Origin of the sequence: Microbacterium sp. DWRC1-3 (assembly GCF_049896645.1) — a bacterium.
GTDB lineage: Bacteria > Actinomycetota > Actinomycetes > Actinomycetales > Microbacteriaceae > Microbacterium > Microbacterium maritypicum.
This window is the reverse complement of the sequence record NZ_JAFCUS010000001.1, coordinates 1,387,265-1,409,296: the sequence shown is the minus strand read 5'-3', so window position 1 is coordinate 1,409,296 and position 22,032 is coordinate 1,387,265. Positions and strand designations below refer to the sequence as shown.

General features: G+C 69.4%; 18 protein-coding genes. 13 read left to right on the top strand and 5 right to left on the bottom strand.

Going from position 1 to position 22,032, the window contains the following annotated elements; translation table 11 throughout:
• Positions 1 to 131 precede the first annotated feature (131 nt).
• Both ACP699_RS06625 and ACP699_RS06620 read left to right on the top strand, forming a co-directional pair.
• Positions 132 to 3,281 (top strand): LamG-like jellyroll fold domain-containing protein, encoded by a 3,150-nt coding sequence (locus tag ACP699_RS06625; protein WP_426170151.1) that lies wholly within the window; start codon positions 132 to 134, stop codon positions 3,279 to 3,281.
• Positions 3,278 to 4,675: a HupE/UreJ family protein gene (locus tag ACP699_RS06620; protein ID WP_426170147.1), complete on the top strand. Its 1,398-nt coding sequence runs from the start codon at positions 3,278 to 3,280 to the stop codon at positions 4,673 to 4,675. Before ACP699_RS06625 ends, ACP699_RS06620 begins: the two co-directional genes overlap by 4 nt.
• A gap of 55 nt (positions 4,676 to 4,730) precedes the next feature.
• Here the strand turns inward: ACP699_RS06620 and ACP699_RS06615 are convergent, their stop codons facing one another.
• From ACP699_RS06615 to ACP699_RS06605, 3 genes are read right to left on the bottom strand one after another with little or no spacing between them, the layout of a single operon-like run.
• The gene (locus ACP699_RS06615) at positions 4,731 to 5,270 is read right to left on the bottom strand and encodes a hypothetical protein (protein WP_017828893.1); all 540 of its coding nucleotides are present in this window, start codon (positions 5,268 to 5,270) and stop codon (positions 4,731 to 4,733) included.
• The gene (locus ACP699_RS06610; protein ID WP_127482782.1) at positions 5,267 to 6,199 is read right to left on the bottom strand and encodes an agmatinase family protein; all 933 of its coding nucleotides are present in this window, start codon (positions 6,197 to 6,199) and stop codon (positions 5,267 to 5,269) included. Before ACP699_RS06610 ends, ACP699_RS06615 begins: the two co-directional genes overlap by 4 nt.
• 2 nt (positions 6,200 to 6,201) lie before the next feature.
• Positions 6,202 to 7,479 carry a DUF445 domain-containing protein gene (locus tag ACP699_RS06605; protein ID WP_127482781.1) on the bottom strand — a complete coding sequence of 426 codons (1,278 nt, stop codon included), beginning with the start codon at positions 7,477 to 7,479 and terminating at the stop codon, positions 6,202 to 6,204.
• 104 nt (positions 7,480 to 7,583) lie between these two features.
• Between ACP699_RS06605 and ACP699_RS06600 the strand changes: the two genes are divergently transcribed.
• On the top strand, positions 7,584 to 7,856 hold the full coding sequence (locus ACP699_RS06600; RefSeq protein ID WP_017828890.1) for a metal-sensitive transcriptional regulator: 273 nt from the start codon (positions 7,584 to 7,586) through the stop codon (positions 7,854 to 7,856).
• A gap of 62 nt (positions 7,857 to 7,918) precedes the next feature.
• Here the strand turns inward: ACP699_RS06600 and ACP699_RS06595 are convergent, their stop codons facing one another.
• On the bottom strand, positions 7,919 to 9,469 hold the full coding sequence (locus ACP699_RS06595) for an amino acid permease (protein WP_017828889.1): 1,551 nt from the start codon (positions 9,467 to 9,469) through the stop codon (positions 7,919 to 7,921).
• Between the two features lie 105 nt (positions 9,470 to 9,574).
• Between ACP699_RS06595 and ACP699_RS06590 the strand changes: the two genes are divergently transcribed.
• From ACP699_RS06590 to ACP699_RS06545, 10 genes are all read left to right on the top strand, one after another.
• Positions 9,575 to 10,981: a glutamine synthetase family protein gene (locus ACP699_RS06590; protein WP_426170140.1), complete on the top strand. Its 1,407-nt coding sequence runs from the start codon at positions 9,575 to 9,577 to the stop codon at positions 10,979 to 10,981.
• Positions 10,962 to 11,714: a gamma-glutamyl-gamma-aminobutyrate hydrolase family protein gene (locus ACP699_RS06585; protein WP_164743698.1), complete on the top strand. Its 753-nt coding sequence runs from the start codon at positions 10,962 to 10,964 to the stop codon at positions 11,712 to 11,714. The genes ACP699_RS06590 and ACP699_RS06585 overlap by 20 nt, the downstream gene beginning before the upstream one ends.
• The gene (locus ACP699_RS06580) at positions 11,711 to 13,072 is read left to right on the top strand and encodes an aldehyde dehydrogenase family protein (protein ID WP_426170136.1); all 1,362 of its coding nucleotides are present in this window, start codon (positions 11,711 to 11,713) and stop codon (positions 13,070 to 13,072) included. The genes ACP699_RS06585 and ACP699_RS06580 overlap by 4 nt, the downstream gene beginning before the upstream one ends.
• A 39-nt stretch (positions 13,073 to 13,111) precedes the next feature.
• Positions 13,112 to 13,891 carry a 3-oxoacyl-ACP reductase gene (locus ACP699_RS06575; RefSeq protein WP_017828885.1) on the top strand — a complete coding sequence of 260 codons (780 nt, stop codon included), beginning with the start codon at positions 13,112 to 13,114 and terminating at the stop codon, positions 13,889 to 13,891.
• 33 nt (positions 13,892 to 13,924) lie between these two features.
• Positions 13,925 to 14,653 (top strand): FadR/GntR family transcriptional regulator, encoded by a 729-nt coding sequence (locus ACP699_RS06570; protein WP_055865065.1) that lies wholly within the window; start codon positions 13,925 to 13,927, stop codon positions 14,651 to 14,653.
• A gap of 153 nt (positions 14,654 to 14,806) precedes the next feature.
• On the top strand, positions 14,807 to 15,967 hold the full coding sequence (locus ACP699_RS06565; RefSeq protein ID WP_055873811.1) for an ABC transporter ATP-binding protein: 1,161 nt from the start codon (positions 14,807 to 14,809) through the stop codon (positions 15,965 to 15,967).
• On the top strand, positions 15,964 to 17,142 hold the full coding sequence (locus ACP699_RS06560; protein WP_055865057.1) for a polyamine ABC transporter substrate-binding protein: 1,179 nt from the start codon (positions 15,964 to 15,966) through the stop codon (positions 17,140 to 17,142). Before ACP699_RS06565 ends, ACP699_RS06560 begins: the two co-directional genes overlap by 4 nt.
• Positions 17,135 to 18,019 (top strand): ABC transporter permease, encoded by an 885-nt coding sequence (locus tag ACP699_RS06555; protein ID WP_055865053.1) that lies wholly within the window; start codon positions 17,135 to 17,137, stop codon positions 18,017 to 18,019. The genes ACP699_RS06560 and ACP699_RS06555 overlap by 8 nt, the downstream gene beginning before the upstream one ends.
• Entirely contained in the window at positions 18,016 to 18,891 is an 876-nt protein-coding gene (locus ACP699_RS06550) for an ABC transporter permease (RefSeq protein ID WP_200942434.1), read from the top strand. The genes ACP699_RS06555 and ACP699_RS06550 overlap by 4 nt, the downstream gene beginning before the upstream one ends.
• Before the next feature lie 2 nt (positions 18,892 to 18,893).
• Entirely contained in the window at positions 18,894 to 20,555 is a 1,662-nt protein-coding gene (locus tag ACP699_RS06545; RefSeq protein ID WP_426170127.1) for an amidohydrolase, read from the top strand.
• 78 nt (positions 20,556 to 20,633) lie between these two features.
• Here ACP699_RS06545 and ACP699_RS06540 read toward each other — a convergent pair whose 3' ends face one another.
• Positions 20,634 to 22,022 carry an aspartate aminotransferase family protein gene (locus ACP699_RS06540; protein ID WP_151485996.1) on the bottom strand — a complete coding sequence of 463 codons (1,389 nt, stop codon included), beginning with the start codon at positions 22,020 to 22,022 and terminating at the stop codon, positions 20,634 to 20,636.
• Positions 22,023 to 22,032: the final 10 nt, after the last annotated feature.

Here is a 22,032-nt window from a genome sequence, read left to right as displayed (position 1 = left end):
GCACCGGGTCGCCCGGATCGTCGTGCGGGCGCGCGATGACACGCACAGGTCGGTCGGAGTTCACCCACCGGACATCTCGCGGCGGTCGATTGGGTGGGTCCGATTTCTTCTCTTCTCACAGAGGATGCTCCGTGTCTCGTCGTAAACCGCCCGCCCCCGATCCGACCCTCTCCCGCCGTGGATTCACCCGGCTCCTGCGCCCCGCATCGCTGGTCGCCGTCGCCGCCTGCATCGCAGCGCCCGCTCTGACGGCGGCACCGGCCTTCGCCGCACCCGACTTCACTGCACCGGCTGTCGCCGCCTCCGACCGGTCGGCTCTCGCCGTGTCCGACAGCGAGGCTCCTGGCTCCACCGAGACCGGCGGCACCATCATCCGTCTCGACGGCGAGGCGCCGACGAGCGGTCAGGTCGGGCGCGCGATCGTGCTCCCGCCGGCCGCGGCGGTCGACGTCGACGGCTCCGCGAGCGAGCTCGTCGTCACGGTGAAAGACCCTTCCGGTGTCGTCACGATGGTGATGCCGGAAGAGTCCGGCGGGTATCGATTCACCCCGACCATCCCCGGCGAGTACGTCGTCGCCTACTCGATCAGCGATGCCGCGGGCGGTGTGAGCGAGGAGACCCGCACGATCACCGTGACCGGTGCGCCGGATGCGGCCGTGGCCGCGGGTCCGAGCGTCGCAGCGGCGCCGGCGGTCGAGGCCGGAGGACCGGACGTGCGCTTCGCGGCGATCGGTGACATCCACGTCAATTGGGACGAGCTCGCCGAGGCCTACGACTTCTGGGCGCAGGAGAACGTGCAGACCGCCCTGTTCGTCGGCGACCTCACCAACAGTGCGACGCCTGGCGAGTTCGCCGGGCTCAAGCAGACGATGGATTCGAAGGCAGGCCTCGGCATCCCGGCGATCGCGTCGCTCGGAAACCACGATGTCTCGGGCATCTCGTCGTACGACCTGTTCACGCAGGCGACGGGCGGTCAGAAGCCGAACGCCGACTACACCGTGAACGGATACCACGTCATCACGGTGTCGCCGGGCAGCGGCACCATCGACCCCGACACGGGCAAGCCCTCGGGAGCGAGCGGCGGCAACTACGCCTACGCCCAGTCCTGGCTGCAGCAGAGGCTGGCGGCCGCTACGGCTGAAGACCCGAACAAGCCCGTCATGGTGCTGGTGCACCACCCGCTCCAGTGCACCCATTACGTCTCGAACGAGTGGTACGGCACCGGTCTCTCCAGCGGCTGCGGCGACGGCTTCCAGTCCGTGTTCGACGACTTCCCGCAGGCTGTCGTCTGGGGTGGTCACATCCACACGCCGCAGAACATTCCGACCTCGATCTGGCAGGGCCAGGAGAACCGGAGCGGCGAGCGGTCCACGCAGGGATTCACCACCGTGAACGCGCCGCCGCTGGCATACTACGAGTTCGAGTCGGGGGTCGTGAACTCGAGCCCGACCAGCCGCGGTAACGACACCACGCCGGATGACGCGGGCAACAACCGCCAGACGGCCATCGTCGAGATCACCGGCACCACCGTCACCATCAAGAACTACGACCTGCTCGCCGATCAGTGGATCGACCAGACGTGGACCTGGGACGTGGCTGACTCCGTGGATGAGACCAAGAGCTACGACGAGCGGTTCCCGTTCAACGACACCTACCGAGCGAGCCAGTCCGCGGGGCCGGTCTGGCCGGAGGGTGCGGCCGTGACCGTGGGCGACATCGCGAGCGCGAAGGCGATGGTCTCGTTCCCGCAGGCCGTCCCCGCGCCGAACTCCGTCGGCGACATCGTGCACAAGTACCGCTACTCGACGGTCGACGTGGCCACCGGCGAGGAGGTCAACTCCTTCCTGCAGTGGTCGGGCTTCTACAACCTTCCGATGCCCGCCGACCGCAGGCACGAGGTGTGGAACCTGCTCCCCGGAAAGGAGTACGAGGTGCGGGTCACCCCCATCAACGCCTGGGGCAAGGAGGGGTCGGCGTTGACGGCCCGGTTCACGAGCACCGAGGGCAGCGGCGGTGAGGGGCCCTTCGACCCCAGCAGCCTGACCTTCGACGACCTCCGCGCCGCCCTGCCCACGGCTGATCTCCTGGATGTCGGCTTCGCGGGCGGCACGGCGAGCGACTCCTCTCCGGCAGCGCGTCCGCTCACCGCAGGCGCCGATGCCCGGATCGAGAACGATCCCGCCGTGGGATCCGATGTCGTGATCGGCGCGGAGGGGGCTGCCACCGGCATCCGCACTCCGAAGTGGACGGACGCGGAGTATGCAGCGCTGCAGGACGGCTTCACGCTCGATGCGACCTTCCGTCTCGACGCGATCGCCGGCGGATACGTCGACGTGTTCGGCGGCATGCAGAGCGGCGGCATCGGTCTCGAGGCCGTCGGCACCAGCGCGACGACGTACGAGCTGCAGTTCTGGTACGCCTCGCCTCGTCCGGCGGTCAGCCTGAAGTACGGCCAGTGGTACCACGTGACCGCCTGGTATGACGGTCAGGATGCACGGCTGTACGTCGACGGTGTCCGAAAGGCCGAGTCCGAAGGAGTGTCGTTCTCCGTCAAGCCCAGCGCGGCCGATGCGCGCTACATGGTGATCGGCGGCGACGCGAACACGTCGGGCGCGCTCGACGACGCCACCATGGACGGGCGGATCGCCGGAGTCGAGGTCTACAGCGCTCCGCTCTCCGACAAGGACGTGTACCGGGTGGCGACGCGGGAGCTCACCGCACTCGACACCATGCCGCCGCTCGTGCGCGTCGCCCCGGAACCCGCGGGTGAGGCCACAGTCGGAACCGCCTACACCGCCCCGCGTGCCGAGGCCGTGGACAACTCGGGACGCGTGAGCACGATGCTCGAGGTGACCGACCCGTCGGGTGCCCCGGTGCCGGTCGACGACCCGGCGTCCGGCCTGCGGGCACTCGCCGCGGCTGCCGGAGACGGATACACGTTCACCCCGACCGCGACCGGCACCTACACCCTGAAGTACATCGCGACCGACGCGGCCGCCCGGCAGAACCAGGTCACGTTCACCGTGACCTCGACGGCCGGCTCCGACGGCGGCAACCCCGGCGGCAACCCTGGTGGCACCCCCGGCGGTAACCCCGGTGGCGGTAACACCGGAGGCGGCGCGAACCAGGGCGGCGGTTCCGCCGGTGGACAGTCCGATCCGCTGGCGGCGACCGGTGGCCCGGCCCCGACGATGCTCGCCTTCGCCGGACTGCTGCTGCTCGCCGGAGGCGGCGTTCTGCTCCGCCGGCGGATGCTGCGCCGCCCGGAGGGACAGGAATGAGGAACCGGCGTCGGCATCCGGGTGCGCGCCAGCGCCCCCGACCGGCGATCCGCACCCTGGTCGCCGGAGTCGTCGCCCTCACCGGGGTCGCCGTCAGCGTGATGCTGACGGCGGCCCCGGCCGCGGCGCACAGCTATGCGGCGACGGTCTTCGCCGATGTGTCCGAACCCGAGCGCGGCGTCGTGCGCACCGTGCTCGACATCGAGTACGTCCTGCTCGCGACCGACGGAGCGCGGGCGATGGGCGACACGGCCTTCGAGCAGGAGGCCTACGCCGACGTGCAGGCGAGCGGCCGGGATCCGGAGAAGCTCACGCCCGCGGTGCTCGACGACCATGCCGACTCCGTCGAGGGATACGTGCTGCCTCGGTTCTCGGTGAGCGTGGCGCAGGACGGGGAGCCGTCGCAGGCGTGCCCCAACGCCGTGGTGGCGCCCTACGAGATCGTCATCCGGGACGGCGTGCCGCATGCGCGCCTGGTGATCGAAGCCGACTGCACGGCGCAGGTCGAGGCGATGCCCGTGCCGTATCGGATCACGACCGAGCTGTTCCCCGGAACGGCTCCCGGGGGCATGACGACGACCATCGTCGACTACGACGTGCGTTCGGGGGCGGGTGTGGCCAGTCTCGACACCGACACGAACCCCTCGATGGTCACCACGACCGACTGGGGCTCTCGGATGGGTGAGTTCCTCGTGCTGGGGGCGGAGCATCTGCTGCTCGGCCCCGACCACCTGCTGTTCCTGCTGGCGCTGATCATCGGATCTCGCCGGCTCAGGGACATCGTGCTGGCGGCGACGGCGTTCACGGTCGCGCACTCGGCGACCTTCATCCTCGCCGCCCTCGGGGTGGTGAGCATTCCCGCGTGGATCGTGGAGCCGGCCATCGCTCTGTCGATCGCCGTCGTCGCGCTCTGGGAGATGCGACGGTTCCGGCGTGCCAGGCGGACGGATGCGATGGGGGCGGACGGGACGCTTCGGCCTCTTTCCGGGAGGCCCCAGGGTCCTCTCGACGAGCAGCCGCTCGTCGGGGGCGGCGGGAACGCTGTCGCTGTGCGTGAGCGGATCCTCGCGGCGCCGTCATCCGCACCGGTGGTCGACGGCTTCACCCGAGGGGATCTGCTGCGTATCGGCGTGGTCTTCGCCTTCGGGCTGATGCACGGCGTGGGCTTCGCCGGAGCGCTGGGAATCGACGAGCCGTTCTCGTGGGATCTGCTCGGGGCGCTCCTCGTCTTCAACGTGGGCATCGAGCTGGCGCAGCTTCTGGTGATCGCGGTGGTGTTCCCGCTGTTCGTGCTGCTGCGGCGGCGGCTGCCCTCGGCGGGATTCTGGATCGCCGCGGTCGTCGCTGCCGTCGGGCTGTTCTGGTTCATCGAGAGGCTGATCGCCGGAGCCTGAACCGGTGCACCCGCCTCCGTGGCGGAGGCGGGTACACCGGCCCCGAGGAGTTCGTTCACGACGAGGGTGCGCTGGCCTCGAGGAGCAGCCGAAGTCGTGCTTCAGGGCTGCCGGTGATCGTGATCGTGCGGGGGAGAAGGCCGTCGCGATCGAGATCGTCGACGAGCTCGGGCAATGCTTCGTCCATCGCGAGGCGCAATGCCGGGTCTTCGTCATCGGGCACGTGGATGATCCTGGCAGCCTCCAGCGGCACGATCGCGAGGAGATCGATGTCGGACATCGATGCCTCCACGAGAGCGGTCGCGCGCGGGAGGAGGTCGCCGTCGCTGCGCCCGAGCCGCTCCAGCGCAGTGAGATAGGCGAGGAAGTCGAGCGGTCCTCGTTCGCTGATGACCGAAGACCAGCTGGCCGATTCCTGCACCCGTGAGGCGGTGACGCGCAGCTGCCGGGCGAAACTCCGCTCGCCGGTCGGGTCGTCGAGGTCGAGGTCGTCGAAGGGGTCGGTGAGGACGCGGAACTCGGGTCGGATGGCGTGGAAGTCCGAGATCAGCGTGCTCTTGCCGCTGGCATGCGTTCCCGAGACGACGATCCTCATCCGCGTGCGGCGAGGCCGGCGAGCAGCTCCAACACGCACAGCGCCGCCAGGCGCACGGTGCGGGCATCGTCGGCGTCGGCGGTCGCATCGACCTCTGCGAGGTCGGCACTCACCACACGGGAGTCCGAGGCCACGGCACGCGCGAGCGCCCGAAGCTCCCAGGCCTGCAGTCCGCCGGGAACGCTCGCGGGGCAGCCGGGCGCCACCGAGCGGTCGCACACGTCGACGTCGATGTCGAGGTGGATCCGCGGATCGGCTCCTGCTCCTGCGACGTCCAGGGCCTCAGCGATCACGTCGTCGATGCCGCGGCGGCGGAGCTCGTCGAGGGTGATCACGCGGATGCCCCAGTCGGCTGCGCGCCGGGCGTAGGCGGCGGAGTTCGCGAAGTCGGCGATGCCGATCTGCACGATCCGGGTCGGGTCGATCCGGGCGGTGTCGACCGGCGATGTGGCGGGGATGTCTTCCACGAGGCGTCGCACCGGCGTGCCGTTGGAGACGCCGTCACGCAGGTCGAAGTGCGCGTCGAACGTGATCAGTCCGGTGGCCTCGGCCCCGAGCGCCGTCGGATAGGTGAGCGAGTTGTCGCCGCCGAGCGCGATGACGAGCTTCGAGGCCGCGGCGAGTTCGCGCACGCGGGAGATGACCCGCGCCTCGCCGGCGGAACCGTCGGGGTCGGCGACATCACCGGCGTCGGCGATGCGCAGCACCTCGTCGAGCTCGATCGCGGGCGGACCCATCAGCGTCGACCCGTAGCGGGGGAGGGCCTCGCGGATCGCGGCCGGCGTCGCGTGCGCTCCCGTCGGTGACAGCGAGGTGCGCCAGGTCGGCACTCCGAGCACGACGGCGTCGGCGGTGCCGTCGAATGCGGGCCAGGATCCGGCACGCGGCCAGAGCGGGTCGTTGCTGAGCTGTGCGGTGTGGGGGCTCATGATCAGACTCCGGGGATCAGGGCGTGGGCGATGGAGAAGATGACGAGACCTGCCAGCGCGCCGACGAACGTGCCGTTCAGTCGGATGTACTGCAGGTCGCGGCCGACCATCAGCTCGATCTTCTCGGTCGTCTCGGCCGGGTCCCAGCGCTCGACGGTGTCGGTGATGATCGAGGCGATGTCGTGCCGGTAGCGGTCGACGAGGAACACGGCCGCGTCCGACACCCAGGTGTCGACGCGGTGCTGCAGCGCGGTGTCGGTCGTGAGGCGTTCTCCGACCTCCTGCAGGGCCTGCACCGCGCGGCGGCGCAGACCGCTCTCCGGATCTGCGAGGGCGCTGAGCAGACCGTTCTTCGCGGTGTTCCACGCCTCGGCGGCCAGGGCGCCCACACGCGGGCTGTCGAAGAGCGAGGCCTTGGCGTTCTCGAGCTTCGCGCGGGTCGCCGGGTCGTTCTGCAGACTGTCCGCCAGACGCGTCAGATACCCGTCGACGGCGATGCGGGCCGGGTGATGCGGGTCGGCCTGCACGGCATGCACGAACTTGACGGCCTCGTGGTAGACCGTGTCGTCGACGAAGCGATGAGCCAGCTTCGGCACCCACCCTGGCAGGCGACGGGAGACGAGTCCGCTGAACGATTCGGCATTCGCGTCGAGCCAGCGCGCGATGCTGTCGGCGGCCAGGTCGACGGCGCCGTGATGAGCGTCGGCCTCGACGATCTTCTCGAGCCAGGCTCCCGCGGGCGGACCCCACTCGGGATCGACCAGGTGCTCACGGGCAAGGTCGGTGATGAGGTCTCGTACATCATCATCGCTCAGCGCGTTGAGCACGGCCGTGGCGATGGTCGCGCCCTCGGCGCCCACTCGCTCGGCGTGCGGGGCCTCGCGCAGCCATTCGCCCGCGCGCAGCGCGATCCGCGTGCTCGACAACTTGGTGCGCACCACGTCGGCGGCGAGGAAGTTCGTCTCCACGAACTCGCCGAGCGTGCGGCCGATCTCGTCCTTGCGGTTGGGGATGATCGCGGTGTGCGGGATCGGGAGGCCGAGCGGACGGCGGAACAGTGCGGTGACGGCGAACCAGTCCGCGAGCGCACCCACCATGCCGCCCTCGGCCGCAGCGCGCACATAGGCGAGCCCCTCGAACCGCTGCTGGAACGCGAAGGCGAACACGAAGACGACGGCCATGAACACCAGAGCTCCGAGGGCGACGGCCTTCATTCTTCGGAGCGCGCGCAGGCGCTCCTGGTCGGAGGGGGACAGCATCGCCATCGGTGTTCGCGGCATGACGTCATCCTTTCACGCCGTCGTCGTCGCGGTGCCGACGGCGCAGGTGCGGTGTCTCGGTGCTCAGACAGCCGTCCGCCTCGACGGACGAGTACCCTCAAGGGGTGATCGAAGACATCAAGAAGCGTGCTCTGCACCGCACCAGCATCCTCGAGGGCCAGATGCGCGGCGTCGCGCGGATGATCGAGAACGAGGAGTACTGCATGGACATCATCACGCAGTCCCGCGCCATCCAGCGCTCGCTGGAGTCGTTGAACCGCCTGCTGCTGGAGAACCACCTCCGCACACACGTCACCCACATGTTCGACGAGGGCGGCGAGGAGCGCGACAAGGCCGTCGTCGAACTCCTCAAGGCCTTCGACTTCGACCGCAAGTAGGACGTTCCGAGCCGGGCACGACACAGCGCCCCGACCGAATCGTCGAGGCGCTGCGCGGTGATTCACCTGCCGCTGTCGTCGAAGACCTCGCCCTCCATGGCGTCGTAGCCCTCGGCCTGCGGGTCGCCGTGGGTGCCGCCCGAGATCGCGTACTCCTCCTCGGGGGAGAGCACCAGGCGGTGTCGGAAGAAGAGTCCGAACCCGAGCAGGATCACGACGTAGACGATCGCGATCGCGACGATCGCCGGGCCGAACGTGGGGTTGAGCAGGAACCCGACGAAGATCAGCGCGGCGATCACCAGCGCGACCGCGGCACCGGGGATGCCCCACGGGCTGCGGTACGGACGGTCGACGTTCGGGTACTTCTTGCGCAGGATCATGAACGAGACCAGCTGGAGGCCGTACGCCAGCACGGCTCCCCACACGGCGATGTTCAGCACGATCGCACCGGCGACCGAACCCGCACCCTCGGCGTCGACGGCTGCGAGGACGTCGAGCACGATGAGGGCGACGAAGCCGATCGCCGCACCCACGACGAGGGCGACCCACGGCGTCTGGCGCTTGCCGGTCAGTGACAGGAAGCGCGGGTAGTAGCCGGCGCGTGACAGCGAGTACATGTTGCGGCCGTAGGCGAACATGATCCCCTGCAGCGAGGCGAGCAGTCCGATGAGGGCGAAGAGGGCGAGCACGGCGGCGAGCTGATCGCCGACGATCGCACGGAAGCCGTCGAGCAGCGGCTCGCCCGCCGTGCCGGTGGCCTCGGCGCCGATCACGCCGGTGTTCAGGAACAGCACGAGCAGACCCGTGACGATGAGCGTGCCGCGAGCCCAGAATCCGGCCTTCGGGATGTCGCGGGTCGGGTTGTGCGACTCCTCGGCGGCCAGCGGCAGCTCTTCGATACCGAGGAAGAACCACATCGCGAACGGGAGAGCGAACAGGATCGGCAGCACGCCGTGCGGCAGGAACTCCGTCTGGCCGGGGTCGGGAGCGATGTCCCACAGTGCGTCCCAGCTGAAGGCGCCGGAGAAAATCGCCATCGCGGAGAACACCAGGATGATGCCGATCGAGATGATCGAGACGACGATCGCGAAGCGGAAGGAGATCGCCGCACCCGCGGAGTTCAAAGCGATGAAGACGATGTAGAGGATGAGGTACCAGGCCCACCCCGGCAGCTCGAGGCCGAGCAGCTCACTGGTGATCCCGTTCGCATACGACGCCGAGAAGTAGACGATCACCGCCGTGGTGGCGACGTACTCGATCGTCTCGGCCGCCCCGGTCACGAGACCACCCCACGGTCCCATCGCCGATCGTGCGAAGGAGTACGCGCCACCGGTGTGCGGCATCATCGCGGCCATCTCGCCGATCGCGAAGATCATGCCGTAATACATGAGCACGAGGATCGCGAAGGCGATCAGCATCCCGCCGAAGCCCGCGAAGTCGATGCCGAAGTTCCAGCCGGAGAAGTCGCCGGAGATGACGGCAGCGACCGCGAGGCCCCACAGGCCCCAGACGCCGGCGGATCTCTTCAGCGTCCGTTTCTCGAAGTACTCGCTCCCGGCACGTGTATAGGTCGCCCCAGCGACCTTGCGGGATTCATTGCTCTGCTCAGACATCCGCTCTCCGTTCGCATGCACACAGGCGCCGGGTGCACCTTGCGGATGATTGTGGCAGTCAATGGTGGTTTCGTCTACCTTTAAACGCGACAGTGATCTACTCTGATGGCGAAGCCGGTCGGTCGATCGCTTCACCACGACGACGGGAGCGAGAAGATGTCGGGAAACCTCAGCATCGAGCAGCTGGATGCCGGCATCGCCGCCGGTGAGATCGACACGGTGATCGTGGCCTTCGCCGATGCGCAGGGTCGGCTGGTCGGAAAGCGCGTCTCCGCGCGGCTGTTCCAGGAGGACATCCTTCATCACGGCGCCGAGGCCTGCGACTACCTGCTGTCCGTCGACGTCGACATGAACACGGTCGACGGCTACGCGATGTCGGGCTGGAATCGCGGCTACGGCGACATGGTGCTGCGCCCCGATGTCGCGACCCTGCGGCGGATGCCGTGGCTCGAGGGCAGCGTGCTGATCATGGCCGACCTGGTCTGGCAGAACGGCGAACCCGTCGGCCCCTCGCCGCGCGCGATCCTCGACCGGCAGCGCGACCGACTCGCAGAGCGGGGATGGACGGCCTTCTCCGGCACCGAGCTCGAGTTCATCGTGTTCGAGAACACCTACCGCGACGCGTGGGCGCGCAAGTACGAGGGGCTGACACCGGCCACCGACTACAACGTCGACTACAACCTGCAGGCCTCGACCCGCATGGAACCGCTGCTGCGCGACATCCGCCTCGGCATGGACGGAGCGGGTCTCTACTGCGAAGGCGTGAAGGGCGAGTGCAACCTCGGACAGCAGGAGATCGCGTTCCGCTACGCCGAGGTGCGCGAGACGGCCGATCAGCACGTGATCTACAAGAACGGCGCGAAGGAGATCGCCGCGCAGCACGGGCAGTCGCTCACGTTCATGGCGAAGTTCAACGAGCGCGAGGGCAACAGCTGCCACATCCACCTCTCCCTGCGCGCCGACGACGGGACGCCGGTGATGGCCGGCGACGGTGCGCACGGCTTCAGTCCCGTCATGGAGCACTGGATCGCCGGCATCCTCGCCAGCCTGCGCGAGTTCACGCTGCTGTATGCGCCCAACATCAACTCGTACAAGCGCTTCGCGAAGGGCAGCTTCGCGCCGACCGGCGTGGCCTGGGGCATCGACAACCGCACCTGTGCGCTGCGCGTGATCGGCAGCGGATCGGGGCTGCGGGTCGAGAACCGGGTGCCCGGCGGCGATGTGAACCCGTACATGGGCATCTCGGCGATCATCGCCGGTGGCCTGTACGGCATCGAGAACGAGTTGGCCCTGCCCGAGCGGTTCGAGGGCAACGCCTACGAGGCGGGCGTCGACCACCTGCCGACGACCTTGCGCGAGGCCGCACAGCTGTTCAGCGCGTCGACCATCGCCAGGGAGGCCTTCGGTGATGACGTCGTGGACCACTATCTGAACCAGGCGCGCATCGAGCTGGAAGCCTACGATGCCGCCGTGACCGACTGGGAGCGCGTCCGTGGTTTCGAGCGGCTCTGACCCGGCACCCCTGATCGGGGTCACGACCTACCTGGAGCGGGCGCAGCAGGGGGTGTGGGATGTGCGGGCGGCATTCCTGCCCGAGCAGTACCTGACCGGTGTGACGGCGTCCGGCGGCATCGCGCTGCTGCTGCCCCCGCAGGACCCGGAATCGGCGGATGCGGCGATCGCCGGGATGGACGGACTGATCCTCTCCGGCGGGGCCGATGTCGCGCCCGAGCTCTACGGCGCGCAGCGGCATCCGCTGACCGACCCCGCTCGTGTCGACCGTGATGCGTGGGAGCTGGCGCTGTTCCGGGCGGCGGAGCGGCGGCGCATCCCGGTGCTCGCGATCTGCCGGGGACTGCAGCTGGTCAACGTGGCGCGCGGCGGCACTCTCCAGCAGCACCTCCCCGAGTCGCTCGGCACCGAACGGTACCGCCTCGGCGGAGGCGTGTTCGCCGAGAACGACATCGAGGTCTCGGACGACACCGCGCTCGCCGAGGTGCTCGGCGCGGGAGATGTGCGGGTGCACAGCTACCACCATCAGGGCATCGATCGACTCGGGGAGGGGCTGGTCACGGCCGCCCGCTCCGACGATGGACTCGTGCAGGCGTTCGTCGACACCTCGGCCGGCCGCATCATCGGCATCCAATGGCATCCGGAGGAGAACGCCGAAGACCGGCGTCTCTTCGCAGATCTCGTCTCACAGGCTCGTGCGTTCGCCGCGCAGCGGAAGGAGGACGCCCGATGAGTGCGTTCACAGTCATCAACCCGTCGACCGGAGCCGCGATCCGCGACGTCGCACGCGCGGATGTCGGAGAGACCGATGCGGCGATCGCCCGTGCGGTCTCCGCCCAGCGCCGGTGGGCGGCACTGGCTCCGATCGCCAGAGCCGACGCGCTTCGGGCGTTCGCCCGTGCGGTCGAGGGCGCGGTCGAGGAGCTGGCCCAGCTGGAGGTGCTCAACTCCGGGCATCCGATCGGCTCCGCACGGTGGGAGGCCGGGCACGTCGCCCAGGTGCTCAACTACTATTCCGCCGACCCGGAGCGGCTGTCCGGACGACAGATCCCGGTAGCCGGCGGGCTCGATGTCACCTTCCACGACCCCTACGGCGTCGTCGGCGTCATCGTGCCCTGGAACTTCCCCATGACGATCGCCTCCTGGGCGTTCGCGCCGGCGCTCGCCGCGGGCAACGCCGTGGTGCTGAAGCCCGCCGAGCTGACCCCGCTCACCGCGATCCGCCTCGGTGAGCTCGCGCTCGAGGCCGGACTCCCGGAAGGGCTGTTCGAGGTCGTCACGGGCTCGGGCTCGGTCGTCGGTCAGCGTCTGGTCGAGCACCCCGACGTGCGCAAGGTGGTCTTCACCGGCTCGACCGAGGTCGGCATCGAGGTCGCGGCCGGCTGTGCGAGAGCGCTCAAGCCGGTCACTCTCGAGCTCGGCGGCAAGAGCGCCAACATCGTCTTCGCCGATGCCGACCTCGAACGCGCGGCGGCGGGGGTGCCCGGTTCGGTGTTCGACAACGCAGGCCAGGACTGCTGCGCCCGCAGCCGCCTGCTCGTGCAGCGCTCGGTGTACGACCGCTTCCTCGAACTGCTCGAACCGGCCGTGGCCGCCTGGCGCGTGGGCGACCCCGCACGGGAGGACACCGACATGGGGCCGCTCATCTCGGCAGGGCACCGCGACACCGTCGCCTCTTTCCTCGACGGCGCCGACATCGCGTTCCGGGGAAGCGCGCCGGACGGGGACGGGTTCTGGTTCGCTCCGGCCGTCGTGCTCGCCGACCCCGCCGACCGCATCGCCCAGCAGGAGGTGTTCGGGCCCGTCGTCGCGGTGATGCCGTTCGAGGATGAGGCCGACGCCATCCGTCTGGCCAACGACACCGCCTACGGGCTCGCCGGCTCCGTGTGGACCGAGAGTCTGGGGCGCGGTGTGCGCGTGGCACGGGGTGTGCGCAGCGGCGTGCTGTCGGTGAACTCCCACTCCTCGGTGCGGTACTCCACGCCGTTCGGCGGCATGAAGGCGTCGGGCCTGGGGCGCGAGCTCGGCCCCGACGCCGCCGAGCACTTCACCGAGACCAAGAACGTCTTCTTCGCGACCGATGAAGTCTGATCGCGTCGTCCCCTCACCCACCCGGAACGGAGAACCCACATGAGCATCGATCTGACCCAGCGACTGAAGGACCGCGTCGCCATCATCACCGGTGGCGCGAGCGGCATCGGGTTCGCCACCGCCCAGCGGTTCGCCGCGGAGGGCGCCTTCGTCGTGATCGCCGACGTCGATCCGACGACCGGAGAGGCGGCGGCCGCCGCGGTGGGCGGGGCGTTCCGTCCGGTCGACGTCGCCGACCAGGCCAAGGTCGACGCGCTGTTCGACGGCGTCGCCGAGGAGTTCGGCCGCATCGACATCGCCTTCAACAACGCGGGCATCTCGCCGGCCGACGACGACTCCATCGAGACGACCGAGCTCCCGGCCTGGGACCGGGTGCAGGACGTGAACCTCAAGAGCGTGTACCTGTGCAGCCGTGCGGCGCTGCGCCACATGGTGCCTGCGGGGCGCGGCTCCATCATCAACACCGCGTCGTTCGTCGCGCTGCTCGGATCGGCGACCTCGCAGATCAGCTACACCGCGTCGAAGGGCGGCGTGCTGGCGATGTCCCGTGAGCTCGGGGTGCAGTTCGCGCGTCAGGGGGTGCGGGTCAACGCGCTGTGCCCCGGACCGGTGAACACCCCGCTGCTGCAGGAGCTGTTCGCCAAGGATCCGGAACGTGCGCAGCGGCGCCTCGTCCACGTGCCGATGGGCCGCTTCGCCGAGCCCGCGGAACTCGCGGCGGCCGTGGCCTTCCTCGCCTCGGACGACTCGTCGTTCATCACCGCGAGCGCCTTCGTCGTCGACGGCGGGATCACGAACGCCTACGTCACCCCGCTGTGAGCGACCCTCACCTCGCTGTGACAGGGTGAAGGCATGAGCGAGCACCCCCACGACGGCGACCTCGTCGAGGTTCGCAAGGCGGTCTACCGACCGCTGCGGCGCGGCAACGCCCTCGAGGACACGGTCGCCCGCCTCGTGCAGACGATCCGGCTCGGCGTGGTCGCTCCGGGGGAGTCGCTGCCGCCGGAGCGCGAGCTCGCCGCGTCGTTCGGGGTGAGCCGGGACACCGTGCGCGAGGCGATCCGTGAACTGGCGGACACCGGCTACCTGCTGCCGCGGCGCGGGCGGTACGGGGGGACGTTCGTCGCCGACCCGCTGCCGCACCCGACCACGTCGGGGACGGTGACGCCCGAGGAGATCGACGACGTCCTCGGACTGCGCCGCGTGCTCGAGACCGGGGCCGTGCGCGCCGCGGCGAGTCGATCGCTCGACGCCTCGACCCGTGCCGATCTGTGGGCGCGACATGAAGCGGCGCTGCCGGCCGGGCCGGAGGAGTATCGACGCCTGGACACGCTGCTCCACCTAGCGATCGCCGAGGCCGCTGGCATCCCGTCGCTCGTCGCGCTCGTCGCCGAGAACAGAGCCGATGTCAACGTGTGGCTCGATACGTTCCCGCTGATGCCGCGCAACATCCAGCACTCGGGCGAGCAGCACGAGAGCATCGTCACCGCGATCCTCGCCGGGCGTCCGGATGCGGCAGAGGCGGCGATGCGCGACCACCTCGCCGGCTCCGAGGCGCTGCTGCGCGGCTTCCTCATCTGATCAGCGCTAAATCTGATCAGCGCTAATCGGTCGCTTTTTTGAGAGTTCGCAACGGATACAGTTGCGAACGGATCAAGAGACTTCCGATTTCGCTATACCTGGCGCCTTTCCTATGACAGACTCGCGACAAGCGAATCTCAATGGGGAGGCTCCATGCCCGACACCACCCGAACGTCGACGGCGACACTCGACGCACCCGCCACCACCGGTGCGGTCCGCATCGACGGCGTCACCAAGCGCTACGGTGCTGCCACCGCCGTCGACGACCTGAGTCTGGATGTGCAGCCGGGGGAGTTCCTCTCTCTCCTCGGGCCCTCCGGCTGCGGCAAGACGACGACTCTGCGCATGATCGCGGGCTTCGAGTTCCCGGACGCCGGCGACATCCTGATCTCCGGTCGCAGCGTCCTGAACCTCCCGCCCTATCGGCGCGAGGTCAACACCGTGTTCCAGGCGTATGCCCTCTTCCCGCATCTGACGGTCGCCGAGAACGTCGCGTACGGGCTGCAGCAGCGGCGGGTGCCGAAGGCCGAGCAGCGCGAGCGCGTGAGCGAAGCGCTCGACATGGTGCAGCTGCGGGCGTTCGCCGACCGCAAGCCGACGCAGCTCTCCGGTGGACAGCAACAGCGCATCGCCCTGTCGCGGGCGCTCATCAACAGGCCGAGCGTCCTCCTGCTGGACGAGCCGCTGGCAGCGCTGGACCGGCAGCTGCGCGAAGAGATGCAACTCGAGCTGAAGCTGCTGCAGGCACGGCTCGGCACGACCTTCGTGTTCGTCACGCACGATCAGGCCGAGGCGCTGTCGATGAGCGATCGGATCGCCGTGATGCGTGCGGGGCGGATCGAGCAGCTCGACGCACCGGCCGCCATCTACGCGGAGCCCGCCTCGGCGTACGTCGCCTCCTTCATCGGGCAGCAGAACTTCGTGCACGGCACGGTGCGCGCAGACGGGAACGCGGTCGACACCGCCATCGGGGCGATCTCCGGACGGTGGGGTGGCGAGCGTGTCGCCGCAGGACAACCGGCCGTCGCCGCGATCCGGCCGGAGTACATCCGTCTGGAGCAGGGGGAGGGCGCAGGAGTCCCCGGACGCGTGCTGGGGGTCTCCCACCTCGGCGAGACCCTGCAGGTCGCGGTCCGCATCGGTGAGGACGCCACGTTCCTCTCGCGCATGCCCGCCCCGACCGCCCCGTCGGTGGGGGTCGACGACGTCGTCCGCTGCGTCTGGAGCCCGGCGGATGCACGGTTGTTCGCCGCCGAGGGCATCCCGACCACCGCGACGCACGTGATCACCCTGCCCAAGGACGGCGGCCGGTGACGGGCGTGCCCCCGGTGCGCGTGCTGGCGCATCGGAGCGCTGCGCGGGTGATCCGCACCGAGCTGACCCGGCGCGGCTTCCTCGCCACCGCGATCATGGCGGGAGGGGCGGTCGTGCTCAGCGCATGCGCGCCGGGGCAGAACGCCGCGGCGGTGCACGCCAAGGGCGGCCCCCTCGAGGACAAGCTCTCCATCTACAGCTGGGGCGACTACGACGCCCCGGAGGTGCTCGAGCAGTTCACCGCGGAGAACGGCCCGCGCATCGTGCTCGACGCCTTCAACTCGAACGAGGAGCTGATCGCCAAGCTCGTCGCGGCGCGCGGCACCTCGGGATACGACATCGTCGTACCGACCGGAGTCTTCGTCGGGCCGATGGCCGAGAACGGACTCCTGCAGAAGTTCAACCTCGACCTGCTCCCGAACATGAAGCACGTGGCGCCCGAGTTCCGCGGGCGCTCGTGGGACCCCGGCAACGAGTACTCGGTGTGCAAGGCCTGGGGGACCACGGGCTTCGTCTACGACAAGAGGGTGATCTCGCGAGAGCTCACGACCTGGAACGACTTCATCGACGCCGCGCAGAACGAGGCCTCCGGTTCGACCTCGGTGCTCGACGACCCGGCGCCGCTGCTGGGCATCTACTTCTGGGCGAACGGCATCGACTGGACGACCACGGATCCCGACGACCTCGACGCCGTCGAGAAGTTCCTGGTGAAGGATCTCGCGCCGCACGTCTCGGCGTTCGATTCGTATCCCGGCGGTTCATCGATTCCGCAGGCCTCGCACGCGCTGCTGCAGTCCTACAACGGCGACGCGCGGCTCGGCATCTTCGAGTCCGACGACCCCGACCGCTGGCAGTGGGTGCTGGGGAGCCCGGCGACCGAGCTGTGGATGGACAACTGGGCGATCGCCGCCGGTGCCCCGCACCCCGAGGCCGCGCACGCGTTCATCGACTTCGTGCTGCAGCCCGATGTGCAGCTCGCACAGGTGGACTACATCGGTTACGACACCGGGATCAGCGGCATCCGCGAAGAGGCGGAGGCCGCGGGTCTCGAACGGCTCGACATGGTGTTCTTCGACGAGAAGCAGGTGGAGACCATGCACGAGGGCAAGCTCACCGATGCGCAGGACCGCGTGGTCTCGATCTGGAACTCGATGAAGGCGGCCGCCGGTGCCTAAGCTCAAGTTCGGTCTCGCCATCCCCGCGTGGGCCTGGCTGCTCATCTTCTTCGTCGCCCCGATCTTCATGGTCGTGGTGTTCAGCTTCGGCTACAAGCCGAGCATCTTCGCCACGCACGCGCTGGACCACCTCTCCTTCGATCGCTACCTCGAGGCGCTCTCTCCGACGTTCTTCAGCACCTTCCTGAACACGCTGTGGATCGGCATCCTCGGCACCGTGCTGTGCCTGGTGATCGGCGGCCCCGTCGCGTACTGGATCGCGGTGAAGGCCCCGCCGTCGAAGCGCGGGCTGCTGCTCGCGCTGGTGATGGTGCCGTTCTGGACGAACTTCCTCGTGCGCACCATCGGCTGGCAGGTGATCCTCGCCCCCGAGGGGTGGCTCTCGCAGCTGCTGCAGGGCATCGGGGTCATCCCCGGCCCGCTCGATCTGCTGTACTCGCGCGGGGCCGTGCTGCTCGGCGTCGTCTACAACTATCTGCCGCTGATGATCCTGCCCCTGTTCGTGGCGTTCGACCGGGTCTCCGGCCCGCTGCGAGAGGCGAGCAAGGATCTCGGGGCGAACAGCATCACGACCTTCCTCCGGGTGACCGTGCCGTTGGCCAGGCCCGGCATCATCGCCGGTGTGCTCCTCGTCTACATCCCGCTGATGGGCGACTACATCACCGCCACCGTGCTCGGAGGAGCGAAGGGCAACATGATCGGGCAGGTGGTGGCGAGTCAGTTCCAGACCGCCCAGAACTGGGCGCTGGGCTCGGCGATGGCCGTGCTGCTGATCATCGTCATCATGATCTCGATCGCGCTCGCCGCCGGTCTGCTCTGGCTCGTGACGCTGCCGCTCCGACAACGCCACCGCCTCGTCCTGGGGGAGGGATCATGACCGATACGAAGACCACCGCGCCGGCGCCGCGCGCGCGCCGCGGAGCCGGACGCTTCGTGCTCCCGATCTGGGCGGCACTGGTGTTCCTGTTCCTGTTCCTGCCGATCCTCGTGATCATCGCCTACTCGTTCAACGTCGGGCGCCTGCTGGTGTCATGGGACCACTTCGGGTTCGACTCCTTCCTCGCGATCGTGAACAAACCGGCGATCCGCGACGCCGTGCTCGTGTCGGTGCGCACCGGTCTGCTGGCCGCCCTGCTCGCGACAGCACTGGGCACCCTCGCCGGCATCGCGATGGCCCGTAACCCCGGCAAGTGGGTGTGGTGGTTCCTCGGACTCCTGCTGCTCGTGTCGGTCACCCCCGAGATCGTGGATGCCGTCGCGCTGCTGCCGTGGCTCGTCTTCCTCGGACAGGACGCGGGCATCGGCATCTTCAACGACGGCACCATGCGGCTCGTCGTCGGACAGTCGCTGTTCTCGATCGCCATCGTGTCGTACATCGTGCGGGCCCGCCTGGTGGGACTCGACGCCCGCCTGGAAGAAGCCTCGGCCGACCTCTACGCTCCGCCCGTGCGCACCTTCTTCAAGGTCACGCTCCCGCTCGCGATGCCCGCGGTGCTCGCCGGGTTCCTGCTGTCGTTCACGCTGAGCCTCGACAACACGGTCGTGTCGGCATTCGTGCAGGTCTCGGGAACCACGCCGTGGCCGGTGTACGTGCTCAGCGCGCTGCGCAGCGGCCTGCGTCCTGAGATCGCCGCGGTGTCGACGATCATGCTGGTGCTCACGCTGTTCGCTCTCGCGCTGGTGGCGGTGGTGCTCAAGAGAGCGGGCGACTCGGCGACCGAGATCGCCCGCACGATGGCCGGGGGTTGACAGTGACGTATGCAGATCTGGTGTTCACCGGCGGCGTGCGGGGAGGACGGGTGTTCCTCGCGGATGCCGCGCGTTCCACCGCGCACGCCGTGGCGGTCACCGCAGGTCGCATCAGCGCGGTGGGACACGACGTCTCGGCGCTGATCGGACCGGACACCGAGGTCGTCGACCTCGACGGCGGGCTGCTGGTTCCCGGGTTCCAGGACGCGCACGTGCACCCGGTCTGGGGCGGGCTCGACATGCTGCGCTGCGACCTGTCGGCGCTGGCGACGCGGGAGGAGTACCTGGCGCGGATCGCGGAGTACGCGGCGGAGCATCCGGACGACGAGTGGATCCTCGGCGGCGGCTGGCAGATGTCGGCGTTCCCCGGCGGCACACCGACCGCGGCCGACCTGGACTCCGTGCTGCCCGATCGCCCCGCGTTCCTGCCCAACCGCGACGGACACGGGGCCTGGGTCAATTCCCGGGCACTGGCGCTCGCCGGCATCACCCGCGACACCGCAGACCCTGCCGACGGTCGGATCGAACGCGACGCCGGCGGCGCCCCGAGCGGCACGCTGCACGAGGGCGCGATGGGTCTGGTCAACCGGCTCCTCCCGGTCGAGGTGCCGGAGCGACTCGTGGAGGCGCTCCTGCAGGGGCAGCGGCACCTGCACTCGTACGGTGTCACCGCCTGGCAGGATGCGATCGTCGGCACCGAGTACGGCGACGCGGGCGACCCGCTCCCTGCGTATCTGACGGCCGCGGCCTCCGGCGCCCTCACCGGCCGCGTCGTCGGTTCCCTGTGGTGGGACCGTTCGCGCGGACTGGAGCAGATCGACGACATCGTCGCCCGTCGCGACGCCGGCACGGTCGGCCGCTTCCGGGCCCGCAGCGTGAAGATCATGCAGGACGGCGTCGCCGAGAACTTCACCGCGGCGATGCTCGAGCCCTACTGCGACGGCCATGGGCATCCGCGCGAGGACTCCGGGATCTCGTTCGTCGAACCGGAGCTGCTCAAAGAGGCCGCGACCCGGCTCGATGCCCTGGGCTTCACGCTGCACTTCCACGCGATCGGCGACCGCGCCGTGCGGGAGTGCCTGGATGCGGTCGAGGCCGCGCTCGTGCACAACGGGCCGCGCGGCAACAGGCATCACATCTCCCACATCCAGGTCGTGCACCCCGACGACATCCCGCGGTTCCGGGCGCTCGACGTCACCGCCAACATGCAGATGCTGTGGGCGACGCTCGAGCCGCAGATGGTCGACCTCACCATCCCGTTCCTCGGAGAGCAGCGCAGCACCTGGCAGTATCCGTTCGGCGACCTGCTGCGCTCCGGCGCCACGCTCGCCGCGGGCAGCGACTGGTCGGTGAGCACGCCCAACCCGCTCGCCGCGATCCACGTGGCCGTCAACCGCCGCTCCGCGCCGACCGAGTGGGAGGGCGACTACGAGGCGTTCCTGCCCGAGCAGGCGATCGACCTCGCCACCGCGCTCGTCGCGTACACCGCCGGCTCCGCACGCGTGAACCATCTCGACGACACCGGCACGATCGCGGTGGGCATGCGGGCCGACCTCGCTCTGCTCGACCGGGATCCGTTCGAGCATCCGGCGGAGGAGATCGGTCTGACCGAGGTGCGCGGCACCTGGGTCGAGGGGGAGCGGGTGTTCGACTCCGCGGGATGAGCCGCAGGAGGAGCCCGCACACACACGAAGCCCCGGCGACCTCGCGTCGCCGGGGCTTCGTGTGTGGGTGTGCGCGTGTCAGCCGGCGGCTGCCTCGTCGGCCACGGAGAGCGCGTCGTCGAGCGCGGCGAGTCCGCGCACCAGGTCGTCCTCGCTGATCACCAGCGGCGGCGCCACGTGCATGCGGTTGAAGTGCGTGAACGGCCAGACCCCGCCCTTCTTGGCGGCCGCGGCGAAGGCTCCCATCGGGGCGGCGTCGGCACCCGAGGCGTTGAACGGCACGAGGGGCTCGCGCGTCTGCGTGTCGCGCACCAGCTCGACCGCCCAGAACAGCCCGAGGCCGCGCACGTCGCCGACGCTCGGGTGCTTCTCGGCCCAGGAGCGCACCGTCGGCTCGACGATTCGCGTGCCGAGGTCGCGCACGCGCTCCAGGATGCCGTCACGGCGGAACACCTCGAACGTCGCGACACCCGCCGCACACGCCAGCGGGTGACCGGAATAGGTCAGTCCGCCGGCGAACGGCATCGTGTCGAAGGCGCTCGCGATGCGGTCGGAGATCACCACGCCGCCGAGGGGCACGTATCCGGAGTTCACACCCTTCGCGAAGGTGATCAGGTCAGGGCTCGCGTCGAACGCGTCGATGCCGAACCACTCGCCCAGGCGACCGAAGCCGACCATGACCTCGTCGGCGATGTAGACGATGCCGTAGCGGTCGCACAGCGCGCGCACGCCCTGCAGGTAGCCCGGCGGCGGCACGAGCACGCCGTTCGTGCCGACCACGGTCTCGATGATGATCGCCGCGATCGTCTGCGGTCCCTCGAGCTGGATCGTCTGCTCCAGATGGGCGAGCGCTCGCTCCGACTCCTGCTCCGGGGTCTCGGCGTGGAACGGCGAGCGGTACAGGTAGGGCCCGAAGAAGCGCACGGCCCCGGAATCGACGGTGTCGTTGGCCCAGCGCCGGGGGTCGCCGGTGAGCGAGATCGCGGTCGACGTGGAGCCGTGGTAGCTGCGGTACATCGAGAGCACCTTGCGGCGGCCGGTGAACTGGCGGGCCATGCGCACTGCGTACTCGTTGGCTTCGGCGCCGCCGTTCGTGAAGAAGACCTTCTCGAGTCCTTCCGGGGCGACCTCGGCGATCAGGCGCGCGAGCTCTCCGCGCACGTCGTTCGCGATCGAGGGCTGGATCGTCGCGAGACGCCCCGCCTGCTGCTGGATCGCGGCGACCAGGTCGGGATGCTGGTGCCCGAGGTTGAGGTTCACGAGCTGGCTGGAGAAGTCGAGGTACGCGTTGCCCTGGTAGTCCCAGAACGTCGAGCCCTCGCCCGTCGCGACGGGCATCGGGTCGATCATGCCCTGCGCGCTCCAGGAGTGGAACACGTGGCCGCGGTCGTCGGCACGCACCTGCGCCTCGGCCTCGGGGGCGGGGAGCGGGTGCGAGACGCCGTGGCGGTCGGTGAAGTTCGTCATCGTGGTCGCT

Coding starts and splice junctions, on each gene's coding strand:
- ACP699_RS06540 (WP_151485996.1), bottom strand. CDS start 22,022: ATGACGAACTTCACCGACCGCCACGGCGTCTCGCACCCGCTCCCCGCC.
- ACP699_RS06615 (WP_017828893.1), bottom strand. CDS start 5,270: ATGAGGATCGTCGTCTCGGGAACGCATGCCAGCGGCAAGAGCACGCTG.
- ACP699_RS06580 (WP_426170136.1), top strand. CDS start 11,711: ATGAGTGCGTTCACAGTCATCAACCCGTCGACCGGAGCCGCGATCCGC.
- ACP699_RS06605 (WP_127482781.1), bottom strand. CDS start 7,479: ATGCCGCGAACACCGATGGCGATGCTGTCCCCCTCCGACCAGGAGCGC.
- ACP699_RS06565 (WP_055873811.1), top strand. CDS start 14,807: ATGCCCGACACCACCCGAACGTCGACGGCGACACTCGACGCACCCGCC.
- ACP699_RS06595 (WP_017828889.1), bottom strand. CDS start 9,469: ATGTCTGAGCAGAGCAATGAATCCCGCAAGGTCGCTGGGGCGACCTAT.
- ACP699_RS06610 (WP_127482782.1), bottom strand. CDS start 6,199: ATGAGCCCCCACACCGCACAGCTCAGCAACGACCCGCTCTGGCCGCGT.
- ACP699_RS06575 (WP_017828885.1), top strand. CDS start 13,112: ATGAGCATCGATCTGACCCAGCGACTGAAGGACCGCGTCGCCATCATC.
- ACP699_RS06620 (WP_426170147.1), top strand. CDS start 3,278: ATGAGGAACCGGCGTCGGCATCCGGGTGCGCGCCAGCGCCCCCGACCG.
- ACP699_RS06590 (WP_426170140.1), top strand. CDS start 9,575: ATGGCGAAGCCGGTCGGTCGATCGCTTCACCACGACGACGGGAGCGAG.
- ACP699_RS06570 (WP_055865065.1), top strand. CDS start 13,925: ATGAGCGAGCACCCCCACGACGGCGACCTCGTCGAGGTTCGCAAGGCG.
- ACP699_RS06550 (WP_200942434.1), top strand. CDS start 18,016: ATGACCGATACGAAGACCACCGCGCCGGCGCCGCGCGCGCGCCGCGGA.